At 41.3% G+C, this 18,789-nt stretch carries 23 protein-coding genes and 1 riboswitch; of the genes, 19 read left to right on the top strand and 4 right to left on the bottom strand.

The genetic code is table 11. The features are described 5' to 3' along the window. Nucleotides 1-17: 17 nt before the first annotated feature. Nucleotides 18-1,415, top strand: coding sequence for a Fe-S cluster assembly protein SufB (sufB, locus tag SporoP32a_RS04495; RefSeq protein WP_085426811.1), 1,398 nt, complete (start codon nucleotides 18-20; stop codon nucleotides 1,413-1,415). A gap of 68 nt (nucleotides 1,416-1,483) precedes the next feature. On the opposite strand, the gene SporoP32a_RS04490 is transcribed toward sufB, so the two are convergent. Further along, nucleotides 1,484-1,894, bottom strand: a complete 411-nt coding sequence (locus SporoP32a_RS04490; protein WP_198166221.1) for a PaaI family thioesterase — start codon at nucleotides 1,892-1,894, stop codon at nucleotides 1,484-1,486. Between the two features lie 187 nt (nucleotides 1,895-2,081). Between SporoP32a_RS04490 and SporoP32a_RS04485 the strand changes: the two genes are divergently transcribed. Both SporoP32a_RS04485 and SporoP32a_RS04480 read left to right on the top strand, forming a co-directional pair. Then, complete coding sequence (locus SporoP32a_RS04485; protein WP_099625731.1) at nucleotides 2,082-2,555, top strand: MarR family winged helix-turn-helix transcriptional regulator; 474 nt, start codon at nucleotides 2,082-2,084, stop codon at nucleotides 2,553-2,555. A gap of 168 nt (nucleotides 2,556-2,723) precedes the next feature. Further along, nucleotides 2,724-3,704 (top strand): NAD(P)H-dependent flavin oxidoreductase, encoded by a 981-nt coding sequence (locus tag SporoP32a_RS04480; protein ID WP_085426810.1) that lies wholly within the window; start codon nucleotides 2,724-2,726, stop codon nucleotides 3,702-3,704. Nucleotides 3,705-3,782: 78 nt separating this feature from the next. Here SporoP32a_RS04480 and SporoP32a_RS04475 read toward each other — a convergent pair whose 3' ends face one another. Beyond that, the gene (locus SporoP32a_RS04475) at nucleotides 3,783-4,340 is read right to left on the bottom strand and encodes a coiled-coil domain-containing protein (protein ID WP_085426809.1); all 558 of its coding nucleotides are present in this window, start codon (nucleotides 4,338-4,340) and stop codon (nucleotides 3,783-3,785) included. A gap of 155 nt (nucleotides 4,341-4,495) precedes the next feature. Here SporoP32a_RS04475 and SporoP32a_RS04470 point away from each other — a divergent pair, with 155 nt between their 5' ends. The 14 genes from SporoP32a_RS04470 (at nucleotide 4,496) to SporoP32a_RS04415 (ending at nucleotide 15,930) form a co-directional block, all read left to right on the top strand. Then, a complete protein-coding gene (locus SporoP32a_RS04470; RefSeq protein ID WP_085426808.1) occupies nucleotides 4,496-4,732 on the top strand; it encodes a glutaredoxin family protein in 237 nt (78 codons plus the stop codon). Continuing rightward, nucleotides 4,729-4,881, top strand: a complete 153-nt coding sequence (locus SporoP32a_RS16685) for a hypothetical protein (protein WP_157129922.1) — start codon at nucleotides 4,729-4,731, stop codon at nucleotides 4,879-4,881. The genes SporoP32a_RS04470 and SporoP32a_RS16685 overlap by 4 nt, the downstream gene beginning before the upstream one ends. 15 nt (nucleotides 4,882-4,896) lie before the next feature. Then, nucleotides 4,897-5,250, top strand: a complete 354-nt coding sequence (locus SporoP32a_RS04465) for a rhodanese-like domain-containing protein (protein ID WP_085426807.1) — start codon at nucleotides 4,897-4,899, stop codon at nucleotides 5,248-5,250. Nucleotides 5,251-5,423: 173 nt separating this feature from the next. Continuing rightward, the gene (locus SporoP32a_RS04460; protein ID WP_085426806.1) at nucleotides 5,424-6,284 is read left to right on the top strand and encodes a DUF72 domain-containing protein; all 861 of its coding nucleotides are present in this window, start codon (nucleotides 5,424-5,426) and stop codon (nucleotides 6,282-6,284) included. Next, entirely contained in the window at nucleotides 6,284-7,108 is an 825-nt protein-coding gene (locus tag SporoP32a_RS04455; protein ID WP_085426805.1) for a sulfite exporter TauE/SafE family protein, read from the top strand. Before SporoP32a_RS04460 ends, SporoP32a_RS04455 begins: the two co-directional genes overlap by 1 nt. Before the next feature lie 5 nt (nucleotides 7,109-7,113). Continuing rightward, entirely contained in the window at nucleotides 7,114-8,493 is a 1,380-nt protein-coding gene (locus tag SporoP32a_RS04450) for a bifunctional metallophosphatase/5'-nucleotidase (RefSeq protein ID WP_232319589.1), read from the top strand. Between the two features lie 47 nt (nucleotides 8,494-8,540). Further along, nucleotides 8,541-9,308, top strand: coding sequence for a sporulation protein YunB (yunB, locus tag SporoP32a_RS04445; RefSeq protein ID WP_085426803.1), 768 nt, complete (start codon nucleotides 8,541-8,543; stop codon nucleotides 9,306-9,308). 55 nt (nucleotides 9,309-9,363) lie between these two features. Continuing rightward, nucleotides 9,364-9,539, top strand: a riboswitch (Lysine riboswitch). Nucleotides 9,540-9,731: 192 nt separating this feature from the next. Further along, complete coding sequence (locus SporoP32a_RS04440; protein WP_085426802.1) at nucleotides 9,732-11,300, top strand: Na+/H+ antiporter NhaC family protein; 1,569 nt, start codon at nucleotides 9,732-9,734, stop codon at nucleotides 11,298-11,300. Nucleotides 11,301-11,464: 164 nt separating this feature from the next. Next, nucleotides 11,465-12,985, top strand: coding sequence for a sodium-dependent transporter (locus tag SporoP32a_RS04435; protein WP_085426801.1), 1,521 nt, complete (start codon nucleotides 11,465-11,467; stop codon nucleotides 12,983-12,985). Continuing rightward, nucleotides 12,986-13,123, top strand: a complete 138-nt coding sequence (locus SporoP32a_RS16680; RefSeq protein WP_232319588.1) for a MetS family NSS transporter small subunit — start codon at nucleotides 12,986-12,988, stop codon at nucleotides 13,121-13,123. 158 nt (nucleotides 13,124-13,281) lie between these two features. After that, complete coding sequence (gene lipA, locus SporoP32a_RS04430) at nucleotides 13,282-14,247, top strand: lipoyl synthase (protein ID WP_085426800.1); 966 nt, start codon at nucleotides 13,282-13,284, stop codon at nucleotides 14,245-14,247. An 18-nt stretch (nucleotides 14,248-14,265) separates the two neighbouring features. Next, the gene (locus SporoP32a_RS04425; RefSeq protein WP_085428986.1) at nucleotides 14,266-14,619 is read left to right on the top strand and encodes a YutD family protein; all 354 of its coding nucleotides are present in this window, start codon (nucleotides 14,266-14,268) and stop codon (nucleotides 14,617-14,619) included. Nucleotides 14,620-14,716: 97 nt separating this feature from the next. Continuing rightward, on the top strand, nucleotides 14,717-15,163 hold the full coding sequence (locus tag SporoP32a_RS04420) for a DUF86 domain-containing protein (RefSeq protein ID WP_085426799.1): 447 nt from the start codon (nucleotides 14,717-14,719) through the stop codon (nucleotides 15,161-15,163). Then, nucleotides 15,160-15,930 carry a TIGR01457 family HAD-type hydrolase gene (locus SporoP32a_RS04415; protein ID WP_335696122.1) on the top strand — a complete coding sequence of 257 codons (771 nt, stop codon included), beginning with the start codon at nucleotides 15,160-15,162 and terminating at the stop codon, nucleotides 15,928-15,930. Before SporoP32a_RS04420 ends, SporoP32a_RS04415 begins: the two co-directional genes overlap by 4 nt. Before the next feature lie 556 nt (nucleotides 15,931-16,486). Here SporoP32a_RS04415 and SporoP32a_RS04410 read toward each other — a convergent pair. Beyond that, nucleotides 16,487-16,723: a YuzB family protein gene (locus tag SporoP32a_RS04410; protein ID WP_085426798.1), complete on the bottom strand. Its 237-nt coding sequence runs from the start codon at nucleotides 16,721-16,723 to the stop codon at nucleotides 16,487-16,489. 139 nt (nucleotides 16,724-16,862) lie between these two features. On the opposite strand from SporoP32a_RS04410, the gene SporoP32a_RS04405 reads away from it, so the two are divergent. Next, nucleotides 16,863-17,930 carry an NAD(P)/FAD-dependent oxidoreductase gene (locus SporoP32a_RS04405; protein WP_085426797.1) on the top strand — a complete coding sequence of 356 codons (1,068 nt, stop codon included), beginning with the start codon at nucleotides 16,863-16,865 and terminating at the stop codon, nucleotides 17,928-17,930. Between the two features lie 163 nt (nucleotides 17,931-18,093). Here SporoP32a_RS04405 and SporoP32a_RS04400 read toward each other — a convergent pair whose 3' ends face one another. Continuing rightward, nucleotides 18,094-18,420, bottom strand: a complete 327-nt coding sequence (locus tag SporoP32a_RS04400) for a YuzD family protein (RefSeq protein ID WP_085426796.1) — start codon at nucleotides 18,418-18,420, stop codon at nucleotides 18,094-18,096. 83 nt (nucleotides 18,421-18,503) lie between these two features. Here SporoP32a_RS04400 and SporoP32a_RS04395 point away from each other — a divergent pair, with 83 nt between their 5' ends. Continuing rightward, the gene (locus SporoP32a_RS04395; protein WP_085426795.1) at nucleotides 18,504-18,743 is read left to right on the top strand and encodes a NifU family protein; all 240 of its coding nucleotides are present in this window, start codon (nucleotides 18,504-18,506) and stop codon (nucleotides 18,741-18,743) included. The last annotated feature ends 46 nt before the right edge of the window (nucleotides 18,744-18,789 follow it).

Here is an 18,789-nt window from a genome sequence, read left to right as displayed (position 1 = left end):
GGGACGGAGGAATAGTAATGGCAAAACAGATGCCGGAAATCGGCGATTACAAATATGGTTTCAGTGATAAGGACGTTTCGGTGTTCCGTTCAGAACGTGGACTGACACGCGAAATCGTAGAAGAAATTTCTGGAATGAAAAGTGAACCACAATGGATGTTGGATTACCGTCTGAAGTCTCTTGAGATCTTCTACAGTAAGCCAATGCCACAATGGGGCGGAGACTTGAATTCATTGAAATTTGATGAAATCACGTACTACGTAAAACCATCTGAAGGTGCAGAAACTTCTTGGGATGAAGTACCTGAAGAAATCAAGCGTACGTTTGATAAACTAGGTATTCCTGAAGCGGAACAAAAATACTTGGCAGGTGTATCTGCACAGTATGAATCTGAGGTAGTTTACCACAATATGAAAGAAGAACTAACAGATCTTGGAATTGTCTTTAAAGACACGGATTCTGCACTTCGTGAAAACGAAGAGTTATTCAAGCAGTATTGGGGGACAGTTATTCCAAACTCAGATAATAAATTCTCAGCGTTGAACTCTGCTGTATGGTCTGGTGGATCATTTATCTATGTACCGCCTGGCGTAAAAGTAGAAACACCGCTACAAGCGTATTTCCGTATTAACTCGGAAAACATGGGACAGTTCGAGCGTACGATGATCATCGTAGACGAAGGCGCAAGCGTTCACTACGTAGAAGGTTGTACAGCACCTGTTTACACAACAAACTCTCTACACAGTGCGGTTGTTGAAATCATCATCAAAAAAGATGCATATTGCCGTTACACGACAATCCAAAACTGGGCGAACAACGTCTACAACTTGGTAACGAAGCGTGCGGTATGTGAGCAAAATGCGACAATGGAATGGATCGATGGCAACATTGGTTCTAAATTGACGATGAAGTACCCAGCAGTCATCCTAAAAGGTGAAGGCTCACGTGGTTTGACTTTATCCATCGCATTAGCAGGTAAAGGACAGCACCAGGATGCCGGCGCGAAAATGATGCACTTGGCACCTAATACGTCTTCTACTATTGTTTCAAAATCTATCTCTCAACACGGCGGAAAAGTAACGTATCGCGGAGTTGTCCACTTTGGACGTAATGCGGACGGAGCACGTGCCAACATTGAGTGTGATACGTTGATCATGGATAAACTATCTACTTCAGATACAATTCCATACAATGAAATCTTGAATAACAATATTTCATTGGAACACGAAGCAAAAGTATCAAAAGTTTCCGAGGAGCAGCTCTTCTATTTGATGAGCCGTGGTATTCCTGAATTGGAAGCAACAGAAATGATCGTAATGGGCTTCATTGAGCCATTTACAAAAGAACTACCGATGGAATATGCGGTAGAGATGAACCGTCTGATCAAGTTCGAGATGGAAGGTTCAATCGGATAATACAATTAAACCCTGTTCGCATCTACTGGTGCGAACAGGGTTTTTTTATATGAAGATAGTAGCTTGACCTATTTTTTCTCAACAACGGCAATTGTGCATCTGGACACACTGATTAATTTACCTGCTTCATCTGTAATTTGAATGTCCCAAACCATTGAGGTGCGGCCTCTATGGAAAGGGGTGGCGGTAGCAGTAACTATGCCATCTTTTTTACCCCGTATATGATTCGCATTGATTTCTAGCCCAACTGGATAATGTGTCTCTGGATTCAAGTTTAAAGCGGCGGCAATGCTAGCAGCTGTCTCAGCGAGCGCCACGGACGCACCTCCATGCAATAATCCCATCGGTTGAACGGTTTTCGGTCCTACCGGCATTTCACAGACGACTTTGTCTGGATCTAGTTCTTTAAAAGTAATTCCCAATGCACCAATCAGCGTATCTTCTAAGTCCAAACCGTCCAATAAATTAAGTTCTTTCATCCTCTTCTTACCCTCCATTTCCATGATATACTTCTATTACATGTATATACATATATGTGTAACGCATACTGCTATGAACCCAACTGTAAAAAGAATATGCGTACATGTACCCTAATATAGTGTTGGATAAAATGTCAAGGCTCATTAGAAAGTTAGCTATCTACATTTGAAAGAAGGGGTGAGTGTCGTGAAAAAGGATTTGGATCAAGAACAAGCAAAATATATTATTGATGTATGCGCCAGTGCTAATCTCCGTACGGTATCCGGTTCACTTACACAACTGTACAACCAACTGTTGAAACCTACTGGATTAAAAATCACCCAATATTATATGCTAGGCAATATTTATGCAACACCAGACATATCCATTAGTAAATTAGGTGAAATTATGTTGTTGGATCAAACGACCGTCACGCGTAATTTAAATATTTTAAACGATTCAGGATATGTACAGATCAAGAGAGCGAAACAGGATTCGCGAATAAAAGTCGTTACGTTAACAGATGTAGGGTATGAGAAATTAAATAACGCTACGCCTATTTGGATGCAAGTACAGGAACAAATTGAAGGCTCTATTGGCAAAACAGAGTATATGGATTTACTGGAGAAGTTGGCCTCATTACAGAAAGTAATAGAAGAGATCAAAAGTTTATCGACATGAAAATGAATCTTCATTCATAAATTGATTGACAACTCAAAAAAATCAAGTAAAATACATGTATATACATGTATTGACGATGTAGGAGTTTTGAAGAGTACGGTTTTTACGTTAGTAACAGAAATACACAGAATGCATTTTGAAAGCGCTTACGATAAAAGGAGAGTGTTTATGATGAATTTAGTAGAATTGAAAAACAGTATGAGTCTTCCGGTGATTGCCTCCCCGATGTTTATTATTAGTAATCCTAAGACTGTGATTGAGCAATGTAAAGCAGGAATAATTGGTTCTATGCCATCTCTAAACGCAAGACCAGTTGCACAATTTGAAGAGTGGTTGATTGAGATTACAGAAGAATTAGCGGACTATAATGCCAAAAATCCTACTAAACCAGCCGCACCATTTGCGATCAACCAAATCGTTCACCGATCCAACGAAAGATTGCAAGAAGATATGGAGCTGTGTGTAAAGTATAAAGTTCCGATCATTATTACATCTCTTGGTGCGAGAGAAGATGTCTATGAGGCAGCGCATAGTTACGGTGGTATCGTTTTGCATGATGTCATCAATAATATGTTCGCGAAAAAAGCTATTGAAAAAGGGGCAGATGGTTTAATTGCGGTAGCGGCAGGAGCGGGTGGTCATGCTGGTCCGAAAAGCCCGTTCGCACTCGTTCAAGAAATCCGTGAATGGTTTGATGGACCACTAGTGCTAGGGGGTTCCATCGCAACTGGCGGAAGCGTATTAGCTGCTGAAGCAATGGGTGCAGACTTTGCATACATCGGATCGCCATTCATCGCCACTGAAGAAGCAAGAGCAGTTGACGAATATAAACAAGCAATTGTAGACGCAACTTCGGATGATATCGTGTATAGCAATTACTTCACAGGTATCCACGGGAATTATTTAGCTACATCTATTCGTGCATCGGGCTTAGATCCTGAAAACTTGCCAGAAAGTGATCCAAGTAAAATGAACTTCGGTGGGGATGCGGGTCAAAAAGCTTGGAAAGATATTTGGGGTTGTGGACAAGGAATTGGTATTATCGATAAAGTACAACCTACAAAAGATTACGTCGCTCAATTGGCTCAGCAATACAATGAGGCAAAAGATCGGTTGGTAGGAGATCGAGTGAACACAGCGAGCAGATAATACAGTGGGAAAAATGAATCGATTTACGATAAAAAACAAGTATGTCCATCCAGACACGCTTGTTTTTTATTTGTCTACTTAGTGTTTGTGAATGGAATGTGTTTCAATACGGTTGATTTTTAAATCATTCATCGCGGTTTTTTGATAGGTGAATTCAACATCTGATTGGAGTTGTTCGAGTAAAGAGAGGGTTTTGGTTTGTGTTTCCATTAAGGATCCAGTTTGCTGGTAGATAATATCCTGTTTACTTTCCATAGAAGATAACCGTTTATTTGTCAGTTGCTGTTCCTTTTTCACTTCTACCATTTCTGTATTAAGGACATCGACATTAGTCTTGAGTATTTCAACGTCCGACGTGAGTGTGCCAACATCTGACTTAAGCGTACTAACATCCGACTTGAGTGTACTAACATCCGACTTAAGCGTACTAACGTCTGATTTGAGTGTACTAACATCTGACTTAAGCGTACTAACGTCTGATTTGAGTGTACTAACATCTGACTTGAGCGTACTAACGTCTGACTTAAGCGTACTAACATCTGACTTGAGTGCACTAACATCTAACTTAATCTCAGAGACGTCAGTTTTAATGCTTTTCATTTCGCTCAAAATTTGGTGCAATAGAACGTCACTCATTTTCCTCCATCCTTTCGTATGTAATTGATCCTCTCTATATAATAGCATGTATTATATGAAAGACAAACACCATCCTATTGCTAAATCAATTCATTGATTATATACCTTACGGGGTATATAATACATATATAAACAAATGGAGAGGAGTTTTTTACATGTCTGAAAAAGCAACTGTATATGTGTCATCTACTTGCCCTTATTGTACGATGATGACGAATTATCTAGATGAAATCCATGTACCTTACGAGACGATCAATGTCTCTACAAATCCTGAAGAAGGTGAGCGTCTAATGGAAATAACGGGTCAGATGGGCGTTCCACAAACACAGCTGAATGGTAAATGGATAATTGGCTTTGATCCAGCAAGTATTCAAGCTGCACTCGACGCATGAATAAATTCAAACAGATTGTATTTAACCGAGGCTGCACAATTCAAACGGCTGAAGAGATGGAAAAGAAGTTATTTCCACGCTTTTGTATTGGCAACATAGCATTTGCGGTGATGGGTGTGATCCTCGTCATCATAGAATGGACTCACTAATAGGAGGCGCCAAGTATGGGATGGATTATTATAGCACTCATCGTCGGCTTAGTAGTTTGGCGAATGAAACCTGCAAAAGGTGTGCAAACAATTTCGACTGAACAATTAAAAGATAGACTGAATGAGCGAAACGTCCAGTTAATCGATGTACGTTCACCGGCAGAATATACAGGACGTCATATAAAGGAATTTAAGAATATCCCATTGAATCTACTTTCGAATAAAATGGGGACATTGAAGAAAGATCAAGAAGTCATAGTCATCTGTCAAAGCGGCATGCGCAGTTCAAATGCGGCAACACAGCTGAAAAAAGCAGGGTTCGTGAATGTAACGAATGTACGTGGTGGAATGAGCGCGTGGCAAGGCTAATGATAGAAGAAGCGTTTCGAGAATCTTATCTCGAGACGCTTTTTTAATTGGAAATGAAACCAATTACATCAAGTGAAATACAATAGAGTAAAGCCTAGTCTGCACGTGCGATTTTTCCGAAAATACATAAGATATGATACACTAAGTTAAAGGTAAAAGGAGGGGGACTTTCCATGATACATGTTGGCCTGACTGGATGGGGAGACCATCCAAGCCTATATAATGAAAATACAGTTGCGAATAAAAAACTTGTAGATTATAGTAAACATTTTCCGATTGTTGAGCTAGATTCGACGTTTTATGCGATACAATCAAAGAAAGTAATGGATAAGTGGAATGAGGAAACGCCTGCTAATTTCCAATTTGTTGTGAAAGCGTATCAAGGCATCACAGGTCATCAGCGTGGAAAACTACCGTATGATTCTGAAGAAGAGATGTTCACACAATTTAAATTGTCGATGACGTCATTTGTCGAAGCGGGTAAGCTTGCGATGGTGCTTGTACAGTTTCCACCTTGGTTCGATTGCAAGAAGGAAAACGTCGAACGCATTCGTTATGTTCACGAACAATTACAACCGTTGCCCATTGCCGTCGAATTTCGCAATCAAACTTGGTACTCACCTGCATATCAAGAGAAGACACTGGATTTCTTGAACGGTCTAAACGTCATTCATGTCGTCTGCGATGAGCCGCAAGTGGGAGATGGAAGTGTGCCACTTGTACCGATTGCGACGGATAAAAAAGTGCTGTTACGTCTCCACGGACGGAATGATAAAGGTTGGGTCAATACGATGGGGGATAGTAAAGCATGGCGTAAAGTGCGCTATCTTTATGATTATAACAATAAAGAATTAGAGAGTATGAGTGAAATCGTCAAACATCTCGAGAAGCAAGCAGAAGAAGTTTTTGTCATTTTTAATAATAACTCTGGTCAGCATGCAGCCAAGAACGCTAAACAGTTTGCAAGTTTAGTCAACATAGAATATGGTCAGCCGCTTACGAAGCAAATGGATTTGTTTGAGGAGGATCAGTAATGGAATTTGTAGTACTCGCTTTAATTGGATTGGCATCGGGTGTAATTGGTTCCATCGCAGGCCTTGGAGGCGGAACCATTTTAGTTCCAGTGACATTGTTTGTCGGTCTGAACCTCGGCATGATTCCCGATATTACGCCGCAGAGTGTAGTCGGTTTGTCGGTCATTATGATGATCGCGAACGGACTTGGTTCGACAGTTTCATATATGAAAGTCAAAACTATTGATTATAAAAGCGCATTTCTATTTTTTGTAGCGAGTATTCCGGGCATCATAATCGGTGCGTTGATTAATAAAAACTTGAGTTTGCAATCATTTAATTTATATTTTGGTATATTGCTCATTGTTTTATCTACACTGTTATTAACAAGAAAATATTTAAAACCGATTCGATGGTTTGTTGACAATGGCAAGAAAATGAAGTTTACTGATCCGCAGGGCAAAACACATATCTATGGCTATCCAATATGGTTTGCGATTCTACTAGCATTATTCATTGGATTTACTTCGGGATTATTCGGAATTGGTGGAGGTACGATGATAGTGCCAGCCATGATTTTACTATTCTTGTTCCCACCACACGTGGCTGTCGCGACATCGATGCTCATGGTATTTTTATCAGCCATCGTCAACTCGATTTCACATATTTCACTAGGTCACGTACCATGGCTCTATACGATTCCTGTTGTGCCAGGAGCTTATTTTGGCGGGATGCTCGGAGCGTACTTAAATAGCAGAATGAAATCAGAAACTTTGGTTTTAGTCATACGCATCATTTTACTCATCTTTGGACTGCGTTCCATTTATGAAGGGATTTGGGGTTGACACTTATGAAGGAAACCGTAGCGACAATTCACATTTATCATACGAATGATGTACATAGTCATTTTGAAAACTGGCCGCAAATTCGCTATTTCCTCTCGCAGCGTAAGCAGCAAGCGGCAGACAATGGCGAAGCATGTTTTTTATTTGATATCGGAGACCATATTGACAGATCTCACCCATTCACAGAAGGAACAGAAGGTAAAGGAAATGTGGAATTATTAAATAAATCAGGATACCACGCTGTAACGATCGGCAACAATGAAGGAATCACCATGTCCAAGGAAGCGTTGAATACATTATATGAAGATGCGAATTTCGATGTAGTGCTCTGCAACTTAAAATATCAAGATGGAGAGCTGCCTCACTGGGCAAAAACGTCTAAAGTGTTTGAGACTGCAGAAGGCGTGCGTGTCGGTGTTATAGGGGCTACAGCTCCGTATTACGCGTTTTATGAACAACTAGGCTGGAGTGTTACTGAACCGCATATAGCATTACAAGAAGTAGCGCGTAACTTGCGCCCTCAATGTGATGTGATTGTTTGCCTCTCCCATTTAGGTATTCATGAAGATCGTCTGCTAGCTGAACAATGCCCAGAAATTGATGTTATTTTGGGCGGCCATACACATCATTTATTGCAAAACGGTGAATGGTTTGATGACACATTGATCGCGGCTGCTGAAAAGTTCGGTCATTATGTCGGACATGTGCAAGTAGATGTGGACCGCATGACGAATCAAGTGATTCATATGAAAGCAGAAGTGTTCCCAACGCAAATGATGGAAATGTCCGAAGAAGACATAAAACAGGTGAATGATTTATTTGCTGAAGGGGAAGAAACTTTACAAGTCCCGGTATTTTATAATCCTTCACCGTTATCACAGCGTTTAACAGGAGATAGTCCATTATCTTCACTGTTTGGTCGGGCGTTACTCGACTATTTGGATGCTGACTGTGCATTATTTAATGCAGGGATTTTCCTTGGTAGTCTAGAGGAAGGATGGATTACAAAAGGTGACTTACATTCCTTATTACCGCATCCCATCAATCCATGTCTTGTTCATTTAGATGGGGCAGAACTGCTGACAATCTACGAGCAATCGCTTGATCCAAAGTGGACAGAGCTTCCAATCAAGGGGCTTGGTTTCCGTGGTACATTAATGGGCAGCATGATTCATGAGCATTTATATGTCAATCATGAAGGGCAATTATTCGCCGGAAATCGATTAGTGAAGCCTGGGGAAAACTACACACTGGCGACGCTTGATATGTTCACGTTCGGCTTTTTCTATCCTTTATTAAAAGAAGCAAAGAAAGAATATGTCATGCCGGAAATGCTTCGTGATGTACTCGGTTGGTACGGCAGAAAATATTTCAATGAACGCTAGTTATGTATGCCTCCTACTTCGCATAATGTGATGTAGGAGGCGTTTTTATGCGGTTTTATACGAATCAAAAACGGCCAAAGAGACACAATTATGGCAAAACCATACTACGATTTGTCATCCCAACCGTTTTAGTAGGGGTGGCGATATTTTTCTATACCGTCAACAAACAACTAACGCCGATCTATACACAGTACGCCGAAGTGCAAACCCAGAAAATAGCCAGTCACGTCATCAGCCAGGCAATCAATAATCGATCTACCAGTGTCTATGATGTCAATGAAATTATTGAAAACGTCCCCGACGATACAACCGACACGGTGACGACGAAGTTCAATGCAGAAATCATTAGCCAAGTTATGTCCGAAATACATCAGCTCGTAGAAGATCATCTAGAGCGAGCAGAGGGCGGAGATCTGGATATGCTACCGCCACTTGGCGATCTTGAATACAATCCCGATCGTATGCAAAAGGAACAGGGCATCGTGTTTTTTGTTCCACTTGGGCAAGCAACCAATATTCCCTTAATTGGTAACTTGGGTCCAAAAATTCCTATCCGTTTCCATGTTGTAGGGGATGTACATGCAAATGTTGAAACTGATATACGAGAATTCGGTATTAACAATGCCTATGTAGAAGTAAATTTGTTGTTGAAAGTGAATGTACAGATCATCGTTCCATTAGCGACAAGCAAGAGTGTCGTAGAGCAGAAAATCCCTATCGCTATTGGCTTGATTAGAGGGAAGGTACCGCAAATTTATTCGAAAGGAGAGCAAATGCCAGCACAAATCGAGGTTCCCCTTGAGAAGACCGAGTAAAAGGGTGTTGTGAACGATGTCGATTATTGCTACACTAAGTACAGAAGAATATCGAGACTTACGTAGAGGCTGCATTGTTTATAAGTACCTAGCGAGAGAGTGACGTCTATGACCGCGAGTGAAAGGAAGCAATGCCGAAGTTTGAGAAGAGTCTGCTTCTCAAGTTGGGGTCATTTCAAAGAGGAATGACACTGTCATACAGCGACAAATGTATGGAGAGCTACAATAGCCAATTGAACTATGATTTATTAACATATTGCTTGTTCAACTGGTCAGCCGACTCCTACACGTGCGTTAGTACTTGTGGAGTGGGCTATTTTTGTGGGGAAAATTCAGAAATACAAAATATTGTCAGCATTCCACTCTTCGAAAGATCTTCTGCATTTCGATATTATCTAGCAACTAGAAAGAGGAGGAATTACAATGATCGGAACGTGGGTCTCTATTTTGCCTCCTATTATCGCCATCGTGATGGTGTTAGCGACGAGGAGAGTATTATTATCATTAGGAGCGGGAATTGTTACAGCAGCTTTACTTTTAGCGAACTTTGCTCCGTTCGAGACACTAAAAGGTGTATGGAGAGCCATGACAGTTTCATTTTGGGATGGCGGACTCAATACGTATAATATATTTATTATGTTATTTCTATTATTACTAGGTGTCATTACGGCATTTGTTAGTCTATCCGGAGGAAGTGCAGCGTTTGCGCGCTGGGCTGTCACGCGTATTCGTACAAAACGTGGCGCAAAGCTACTGACAATGGCGCTCGGTATTGCCATATTTGTAGACGATTACTTCAATGCATTGGCAGTTGGCCAGATTGCAAGACCTATTACGGATCAGCATAAGATCTCTCGTGCAAAACTAGCATATTTCATTGATTCTACGTCAGCACCTATCTGTGTCGTGTCACCTATATCCAGTTGGGGCGCGTTTTTGATTGGACAACTAGCACTTATTTTAGGTACGACAGCAGCGGTCAGCTATTCACCGTTGACTGCATTCGTCATGATGGCGCCGATGAATTTTTATGTCATCGCGACATTGTCCATGGTCTTCTTCTTCGCTTGGACGAATAATGACTTCTTTGAAATGAAGAAGCATGAAGATCGTGCCATGAATGAAGGCGAACTGTTTGACCAAAATAAAGAAATACCTGGTCAGCTAAAGGAAGAATTTCCAGAGCATACACACGGTAAAGTACGTGATTTAGTTGCGCCAATCGTGACATTGATTGTGGTAACGCTTGGCATGATGATTTATACGGGTTATAAAGAAGCAGGTATCTTTGATATTTGGGCTATCTTCGAAAACACGGATGTACCGTTCTCCTTGGTAATTGGTGGTACTACAGCTACATTACTAGCTATGTTGTTATATACACTACAAATGAAAGAGAACGAAACAGCAAGCGTTTCATGGATGGGACGCGCATTTGTAAGTGGCGTAAAAGCGATGATGCCTGCGATTTTAATCTTAATCTTTGCTTGGGGATTGACGGAACTTATTGCATCGCTTGATACAGGACTATTCCTTTCTGCAATGGTAGAGCAATTGAATATTCCGGTCGCATTCCTTCCAGTACTGATTTTCGTATTAGCGGGATTAATGGCATTTTCAACAGGTACGTCATGGGGGTCGTTTGGTATCTTGATGCCGATCGCAGGGACGATCATGGTCAATGCAGCACCTGAACTATTATTACCAGCATTAGCAGCAGTTCTTGCTGGTGCGGTATTCGGAGATCATTGTTCACCGATTTCCGATACAACCATCTTATCTTCCACTGGTGCAGGGTGTAATCACATGGATCACGTCTCTACACAATTGCCTTACGCACTCGTTGCTGCGAGTGTTTCAGCGATTGGTTATATTGTTCTAGGAATTACTGGTTCAGTTTGGATTGGACTCGTAGCAGTTATTATTATCTTGATAGTTTTATTCACATACTGGAACGCAAAAGGAAAACAACGCGCTGCGCGAATAGCATAATTTTACGGTTTGGACTAAGGGTGAAGAATACTTCATTCTTAGTCCAAATTTGTTTTGACATCTACTATTCTGCTGTTTATACTAAATATACGGAACTGGAGTTTTCAGAATATATCGAATGGTAACGAGTTTTGTGAAATAACAAAAAGAGAGGAGAGTGTTTAATGGAAACACGCTCACAATGGGGAACAAGGGCCGGTTTTATATTGGCTGCAATCGGGTCTGCTGTCGGACTCGGAAATATCTGGCGCTTTCCTTATGTCGCCTATGAAAATGGCGGTGGCGCATTCTTTATCCCGTACTTATTTGCACTTTTAACAGCGGGTATCCCGATTCTGATCATGGAATTTACAATTGGTCATAAATATCGTGGATCCGCACCTCTTTCATTCTTCCGTTTAAATGGTAAGAAGGCAGAGTTTCTAGGATGGTGGGGGATTTTCGTATCGTTCGTCATCTCCACTTACTATGCTGTGATCATTGCATGGGCAATGAAATACACGATCTATTCATTTAACTTATCTTGGGGAAAAGAACCCGAAGCATTCTTCTTCGGTGATGTTCTGAAATTAGCGGATAACCCAGGAGATGTCGGAGGGATTGTAGGAGGCGTAGCATTGCCACTACTATTCGTTTGGATTATTTGTTACATCATCTTGATCGGTGGAGTCAAGAAAGGGATCGAGTTGGCGAACCGAATATTTATTCCTGTTCTATTCCTTCTATTCTTATTCGTCGTCATCCGTGCCATCACACTTGACGGAGCTATGGTAGGACTTGATGCATTCTTTAAACCGGATATCGAAAAATTATTGAATCCGCGTGTATGGGTTGCCGCATATGGACATATCTTCTTCAGTTTATCGATTGCCTTTGCGATCATGATTACGTATTCTAGTTATTTGCCGAAGAAATCGGATATTACGAATAACGCATTCATCACAGGTTTTGCGAACTCTTCTGTTGAGTTATTAGCAGGTATCGGGGTATTCGCAGTACTAGGATTCATGGCAACGAATCAAGGGGTAGATGTAGCAGACGTTGCGACAGCGGGTGTAGGTTTAGCCTTTGTCGTGTTCCCTGAAATTATCAATCAAATGCCAGGATTAAATGGCCTGTTCGGCGCATTCTTCTTCCTGTCATTGACACTTGCGGGTATTACTTCACTAATCTCCATTACTGAAACATATATCGCGGGTATGTCAGATAAATTCAATATTTCAAGACGTCGTTCAGTAACTATTGGTGTTGGTCTCTCAGCAGTGATTTCTTTGCTATACGCTACAAATGGCGGTTTGTACTTCCTAGATGTAGCAGATTACTTCATTAACCAATTCGGTATTGCAGTCATCGGTTTAGTTGAAGTTTTCTTACTAGCTTGGGTATTCCGCAAACTCGGAGTGTTCGAACAACATGCCAATGCAGTATCAGATATTCGACTTGGATGGTGGTGGAAGGTTTCACTTTCATTCATCACTCCTATCGTATTAGGTACTATGTTATTCTTCCTAATCAAAGACAATATTGCTGAAAACTATGAAGGGTATCCAACGTCGTTCTTATGGACGATCGGATGGCCAGTAGCGATAGGCGCATTTGTGATGTCGATTGTATTCACATCATTAAAATGGAGAAACAACACAAGAATTACATCAGATTACGATGAAGACAAAGGGGGGCTATAAATGGATACAGGAATGAGCGGTTCTGCAATCCTTATGATGCTAGTCGGAGTGACGATCATCTGGGGCGGTCTATTTATTAGCATCTTTTATGCTACAATCCTCAGCAAGTTCAAAAAGAAGTTCAAAGTTGAACAGTAAACGATCTACACCTGCAGCCAGCTAGTTGGTTGCAGGTGTTTTTTTAATAGTGAAGCGTCACTAATTTCACTTTTATTGTCATGTATAATCTGTGTCATATATAATTGAAGCTTATCTGAATTTATGTTACATTGACATGAGTAGAATCTATCAACAGAATGGAGTCGGTAGCGTTGTCATGCAAACCTGAGACAGGAAGAAAATCTGAGCATGTTAGAAAGCCGGATTGGCTGAAGATTAAGCTAAACACCAATGAGAACTATACAGGTTTAAAGAAGTTAATGCGCGAGAAAAACTTGAATACTGTGTGTGAAGAAGCACGTTGTCCAAACATTCACGAGTGCTGGGGAGAGCGACGTACAGCTACTTTCATGATCCTCGGTGCTGTATGTACACGCGCATGCCGTTTTTGTGCAGTTAAAACAGGTCTACCAAATGAACTGGACACTGCTGAACCAGAACGTGTAGCGGAATCAGTTGAATTGATGAACTTGAAACACGCTGTAGTCACGGCTGTTGCGCGTGATGATCTCAAAGATGGCGGCTCTGCTATTTTTGCGGAAACGATCCGTGCAATTCGTAGAAAAAATCCATTTACATCTATTGAAGTATTGCCTTCAGATATGGGTGGAGATAAAGAAAACTTGCAACGTTTGATGGATGCAAAACCAGATATATTAAACCATAATATTGAAACTGTGCGTCGCTTGACTCCAAGAATTCGCGCGCGTGCAACGTATGATCGTTCACTTGAACTACTTCAACGTGCGAAAGAAATGTATCCTGAGATTCCGACGAAGTCTTCATTAATGGTTGGACTTGGAGAGACTGTGGAAGAGATCATTGAGACAATGGATGATCTTCGTGCGCATGACGTAGATATCATGACAATTGGTCAGTACTTACAACCAACAAAAAAACACGCAAAAGTGGTAAAGTATTATTCGCCTGATGAGTTTGGTGAATTGCGTAAAATCGCAATGACTAAAGGATTCTCTCATTGTGAGGCGGGGCCGCTTGTACGCTCAAGCTACCACGCAGACGAGCAAGTAAATGCTTCGGCTAAAGAGAAACAGCGCCAAGGTGACGAGCTGCTGAAACTTGAAGGACAAGCGAGCAGTTAAATGGAAGTGAAGCAGAGTATGGTTATTTTAGAGAACATGCAGTATGAAATCGTAGAAGAGTTTCGCGAAGGTTTCGATGAAGAGGCATTGAATGAACGTTTTAGCGAAGTACTGTTAAAGTATGACTTTATTTTGGGCGACTGGGGATATGGACAATTACGATTAAAAGGCTTTTTTGAAGATCGTAATTCCAAATCCACTTACGAAACAAAAATTAGTACTGTCCAAGATTATATCTATGAATACTGCAACTTTGGCTGCGCTTATTTCATCTTGAAGAAGATTGGAAAAGTAAAGCCTGAACCGATAGAAGCAGAAGTAGTGGAAGAAGTAAAACCTGAAGCCGAATCTGCTCCTAAAGAACAACAATAAAAATGAAGGCTTCGAGCAAATTTGCTCGGAGCTTTTATTCGTCTGGCTGAAAATATGGTAAGATAGGAACATGAAGTATACGAGGAGGAAGAACAGTATGTATTTTGTAGATCAAAATGAAATCAATAAAACATTAGTGTATATGGAGCAGTTGATCAATACGTTTGAAAAGGAAACGGACTGGCAGCAAAGCGAAGTAAATAAACTAGCTTTAGAGCGGATTGCACATGGCTTAATTGAAGGAATTATTGATGTAGGTAATTCTATGATCGACGGATTCATCATGCGTGATCCAGGTAGTTACGACGATATCATTGATATTCTTGAAGATGAAAAAGTCATTCAATCTGAGCAAGCTGTGCCTCTGAAAGCTTTCATCTCTTTACGTCCAATGATTGTGCGTCAATTCGTAGAGGTCGACTCAAGTAAAGTAGAGACATCGATTCGCGATACATCCAAAGAACTAAAACAATTCCCAGGACAAGTCCGTGACTACTTAACGAATGAACTAGGCCCAGTCTCGGCGTTTCTACCAACTGAATGATGAAACAATATAAAGCCTATTGCTTCGATTTGGATGGCACGATGTATAGAGGGACTGAACCGATACAGGAAGCTGTAGATTTCGTTGCAACGTGCCAAGCGCAAGGCAAGGACACATACTTTATTACGAACAACGCGGCTCTTACACGCACTGCTCAACAGGAGAAACTAGCGAGTTTTGGGGTACAGACAGAAGTCGATTACATCATGAATTCAGCGACTGCACTGGCGCGTTACTGTGCCCTACATTACGCAGGCGCTAACGTGATGATGATTGGTGAAGCAGGATTGCGAGAAGCGCTAGAAATCGAGCACATCAACATTACCACGACGAATCCCGATGTCGTCTTAATGGGACTTGACCGCCAGATTACATACGGCAAACTCGCGGATGCCTGTCTGGCGATACGTAGCGGTGCACATTTCTTAGGCACCAATCAAGATGTCAAATTCCCGACCGAAAAGGGACTCGTACCAGGTAACGGTTCGTTCTTAAAAATGATGGAAGCAGCAACTGAAACAAAGCCACTCATCGTAGGAAAGCCCGAGCCGCATATGCTGGAGTTCATCCAGCAGCAGGGGATGTACAAGAAAGAAGATATGATCCTCATAGGCGACAACTACGATACAGACATCATGGCGGGCATCCGCTACGGTATCGACACGGCGTACGTTGCGACAGGGGTCACACCAATGGAAGAAGTGCTAGAAAAAGCACAGCAACCCACGTATCTACTGAACTCACTTGCAGATTGGCCAATTAACTAAAAAGTTATCCGGGAGTCTTGGTACATAGACTCCCTGGGTAACTTTTTTAATGCGCAAATGAGTAGCTGGTAAGGTGTTGGGGGTGGGGATTTAGTGCAAATATGTGCTCCTAACGCTTCGCTTTTACTCGCAAAAGCCGTCCTTCGCTACGGCTTTCGCTCCAATCCCTTGCAATGCGAGTGGTTGATACTTTTTGTTGTGCATTGAAGTTATGGTTGTGATTAATGTTGAGCTTGCGAGGCTATGAGCGGTTATCCAGGTTCTATGATCACTTAGATGAATCTATGAGCACTCGTGGCGTCTGATAGAGCGGATAGTGTGTGCTATAGAGCACAAAAAGTGTTCTATGAGCGCTCAAACGGATTCTATGAGCGAAAGCTGGACGCTGGAGCTTCCATCCCGAACCACTCTCAAACTCACTCACTATTCCTAAGCTCTTGCTTTTGACCTTATCGTACTCACCAATTTACTCCTTAATTCCATCATCTATCAGGGATTGAAAAAAGACGCCCAAGAAGCACTACACTTCCCAAACGTCTCAAGCATTCTATTTGTATTAAAAAAGTGGATTCTCCTCAATGAACTGATAAATACGCTTCGTCAATTCATCCGCAGTATCCGCTTCGACAAGTTCACCATTAACTAGCGCATACAACGTATCACTACACTTCGTACAATAGCTCAAACAACCATATTCCAACACGTCAACGTTCGGATCACGCTCCAACGCCTCAAATACAGGGTAGGAACCATTGGCCAAATTACTGATACAAAACTCCACGATGGGATTCATCTTTCTCACCTCGCCTACTAGAAATGGTACTCTTTTTTTGCAAATGCGTCAATGAACTTGGCATATTGTGAAAGTCATCACAAACTGCTATAATAGCAAATGAGATGCACGAGAAAAATAGACATAGAAGGAGAACATAATGAGAAAATTACTTTTACTAGGTGCCGGCTATGGTAATATGAGAATTTTATTGCGTTTGCTAAATAAAGAATTATCAACTGATATCGAAATTACACTTGTCGATAGAACCCTGTTTCATAGTTTGAAAACTGAATTTTATGCACTGGCAGCAGGAACGGTTCCTGACTCGGATGTTCGCGTAGCGATTCCAGTTCATGAACAATTGAAAGTGGTAGAAGGCGAAATTCAAGAGATCAAGCCCGAAGAACAAGAAGTATTATTAGCAGATGGACGAGCACTACCTTACGATGAATTGGTTATAGGACTAGGTAGCGAAGACAATTATCACAACGTGCCTGGTGCTGCTGAACACACACTGAGTATCCAAACAATCGGTAAATCACGTAAGACGTATCAGACATTGCTAGGTTTAGGCGGTGGCGCAACGGTAGGAATTGTAGGCGCTGGACTAAGTGGGATCGAGTTAGCTAGTGAATTGCGTGAGAGTCGTCCTGACTTGAATATTAAATTATTCGACCGTAGCCCACGTATTTTACGAGACTTCCCTGAGCGATTGAGTAACTTCGTCAAAGGATGGTTTGATCAGAACGAAGTAGAAGTCGTTGCGAATTCAAACATCACGAAAGTGGGCGAACATGTCCTATATAACCATGAAGATACGATTGATGTAGACGCAGTCGTTTGGACGGCTGGTATTAAACCAGGTAAAGTTGTGGATGATTTAATCGTTCAAAAAGACCGTTCAGGCCGAATTGTACTCAATCAATATCACCAAATTCCGAGCTATCCCAATATTTACGTTGTAGGGGATATTGCTGCGCTTCCACACGCACCAAGCGCTCAGTTGGCTGAAGTACAAGGAGAGCAAATTGTTCAAGTACTACGCTCTACTTGGAAGGGTGAACCACTGATGCTTGAAATGCCGGAGCTAAAACTAAAAGGCTTCATGGGTTCATTAGGAAAGAAACAAGGATTTGCATACTTGGCAGATCGTACAGTTACCGGCAGAATCGCACGTCTAATGAAATCTGGTTTGCTATGGATGTACAAATGGCATAATGGCTAATATGGGGTATGTAAAAGTCACTTCAAAAGAGGTGGCTTCTTCTTATGCATTATTTTCCGGAGCTAGTAAGTACATACAAAAGAAGCGACATGTTCACCAAGAACGTGTCGCTTCTTCAAATATATAGATTTCGTGTTCTCAATTAATCAAGCAAATTATCAATTTATCCTGCGTGGTAACCATGTGATTCCAATGCATTAAAAACAGGCTTCAGCTGGATATGACCTTCGCCAATCATTTCGTCATTAATCAGTACAAGTGGATAAAAGTACTCATCATCCCGGATTTTTTCTGCAATTTCTTGCTGGCGAGATTCTGCTAATTCTTGATCAATATCGATATACGTAATAGTAAAAGGCTGGTCAGGGTACTTTCTTGAAATTGCCGCCTCAAGCCATTCATACGTATCTTTTGAAGAAGGTGCATTTACACAACTCGCGCAGATGATTTCCGCTCCATAAACTTCAATTGTTGCAGGTGATTGTGACATATTAGTCAATCCTCCGATTCATTATTGGATTTTTTCTGCTTGGCAGTTTATAATAAGTATAAGGAAAGGAGAGTGTGATTACAATGACAACAGATACTAAATTATATGAGCCCGTAACAGAAGTGCTAAATAAATTACGTCCATTCCTCTTGCGAGACGGTGGGGACTGCGAATTAGTGGATATTGACGAAGGAATTGTGAAGCTGCGCCTTTTAGGAGCTTGCGGAACATGCCCGAGTTCAACAATTACATTAAAAGCTGGTATTGAGCGCGCATTACTTGAAGAAGTACCAGGAGTAGTAGAAGTAGAACAGGTCTTTTAATTTCACCAAGAGAAAAGCCGTGTAAATGAAGTTTTATCTTCTTTGC

The organism is Sporosarcina ureae (assembly GCF_002109325.1).
GTDB classification, from domain to species: Bacteria; Bacillota; Bacilli; order Bacillales_A; family Planococcaceae; genus Sporosarcina; species Sporosarcina ureae_C.
This window is presented reverse-complemented; position numbering and strand designations above follow the sequence as displayed.

Bases quoted from the DNA above. Each gene is read 5' to 3' on its own strand.
- SporoP32a_RS04455 (WP_085426805.1), top strand. From the start codon at position 6,284: ATGGAATTTGTAGTACTCGCTTTAATTGGATTGGCATCGGGTGTAATT.
- SporoP32a_RS04490 (WP_198166221.1), bottom strand. From the start codon at position 1,894: ATGAAAGAACTTAATTTATTGGACGGTTTGGACTTAGAAGATACGCTG.
- SporoP32a_RS04400 (WP_085426796.1), bottom strand. From the start codon at position 18,420: ATGTCACAATCACCTGCAACAATTGAAGTTTATGGAGCGGAAATCATC.
- SporoP32a_RS04410 (WP_085426798.1), bottom strand. From the start codon at position 16,723: ATGAATCCCATCGTGGAGTTTTGTATCAGTAATTTGGCCAATGGTTCC.
- SporoP32a_RS04460 (WP_085426806.1), top strand. From the start codon at position 5,424: ATGATACATGTTGGCCTGACTGGATGGGGAGACCATCCAAGCCTATAT.
- sufB (WP_085426811.1), top strand. From the start codon at position 18: ATGGCAAAACAGATGCCGGAAATCGGCGATTACAAATATGGTTTCAGT.
- SporoP32a_RS04465 (WP_085426807.1), top strand. From the start codon at position 4,897: ATGGGATGGATTATTATAGCACTCATCGTCGGCTTAGTAGTTTGGCGA.
- SporoP32a_RS04475 (WP_085426809.1), bottom strand. From the start codon at position 4,340: ATGAGTGACGTTCTATTGCACCAAATTTTGAGCGAAATGAAAAGCATT.
- SporoP32a_RS04480 (WP_085426810.1), top strand. From the start codon at position 2,724: ATGATGAATTTAGTAGAATTGAAAAACAGTATGAGTCTTCCGGTGATT.
- SporoP32a_RS04425 (WP_085428986.1), top strand. From the start codon at position 14,266: ATGGTTATTTTAGAGAACATGCAGTATGAAATCGTAGAAGAGTTTCGC.
- SporoP32a_RS04415 (WP_335696122.1), top strand. From the start codon at position 15,160: ATGATGAAACAATATAAAGCCTATTGCTTCGATTTGGATGGCACGATG.
- SporoP32a_RS04405 (WP_085426797.1), top strand. From the start codon at position 16,863: ATGAGAAAATTACTTTTACTAGGTGCCGGCTATGGTAATATGAGAATT.
- lipA (WP_085426800.1), top strand. From the start codon at position 13,282: ATGGAGTCGGTAGCGTTGTCATGCAAACCTGAGACAGGAAGAAAATCT.
- SporoP32a_RS04450 (WP_232319589.1), top strand. From the start codon at position 7,114: ATGAAGGAAACCGTAGCGACAATTCACATTTATCATACGAATGATGTA.
- yunB (WP_085426803.1), top strand. From the start codon at position 8,541: ATGCGGTTTTATACGAATCAAAAACGGCCAAAGAGACACAATTATGGC.
- SporoP32a_RS04420 (WP_085426799.1), top strand. From the start codon at position 14,717: ATGTATTTTGTAGATCAAAATGAAATCAATAAAACATTAGTGTATATG.
- SporoP32a_RS16685 (WP_157129922.1), top strand. From the start codon at position 4,729: ATGAATAAATTCAAACAGATTGTATTTAACCGAGGCTGCACAATTCAA.
- SporoP32a_RS04435 (WP_085426801.1), top strand. From the start codon at position 11,465: ATGGAAACACGCTCACAATGGGGAACAAGGGCCGGTTTTATATTGGCT.
- SporoP32a_RS04395 (WP_085426795.1), top strand. From the start codon at position 18,504: ATGACAACAGATACTAAATTATATGAGCCCGTAACAGAAGTGCTAAAT.
- SporoP32a_RS04470 (WP_085426808.1), top strand. From the start codon at position 4,496: ATGTCTGAAAAAGCAACTGTATATGTGTCATCTACTTGCCCTTATTGT.
- SporoP32a_RS04440 (WP_085426802.1), top strand. From the start codon at position 9,732: ATGATCGGAACGTGGGTCTCTATTTTGCCTCCTATTATCGCCATCGTG.
- SporoP32a_RS16680 (WP_232319588.1), top strand. From the start codon at position 12,986: ATGGATACAGGAATGAGCGGTTCTGCAATCCTTATGATGCTAGTCGGA.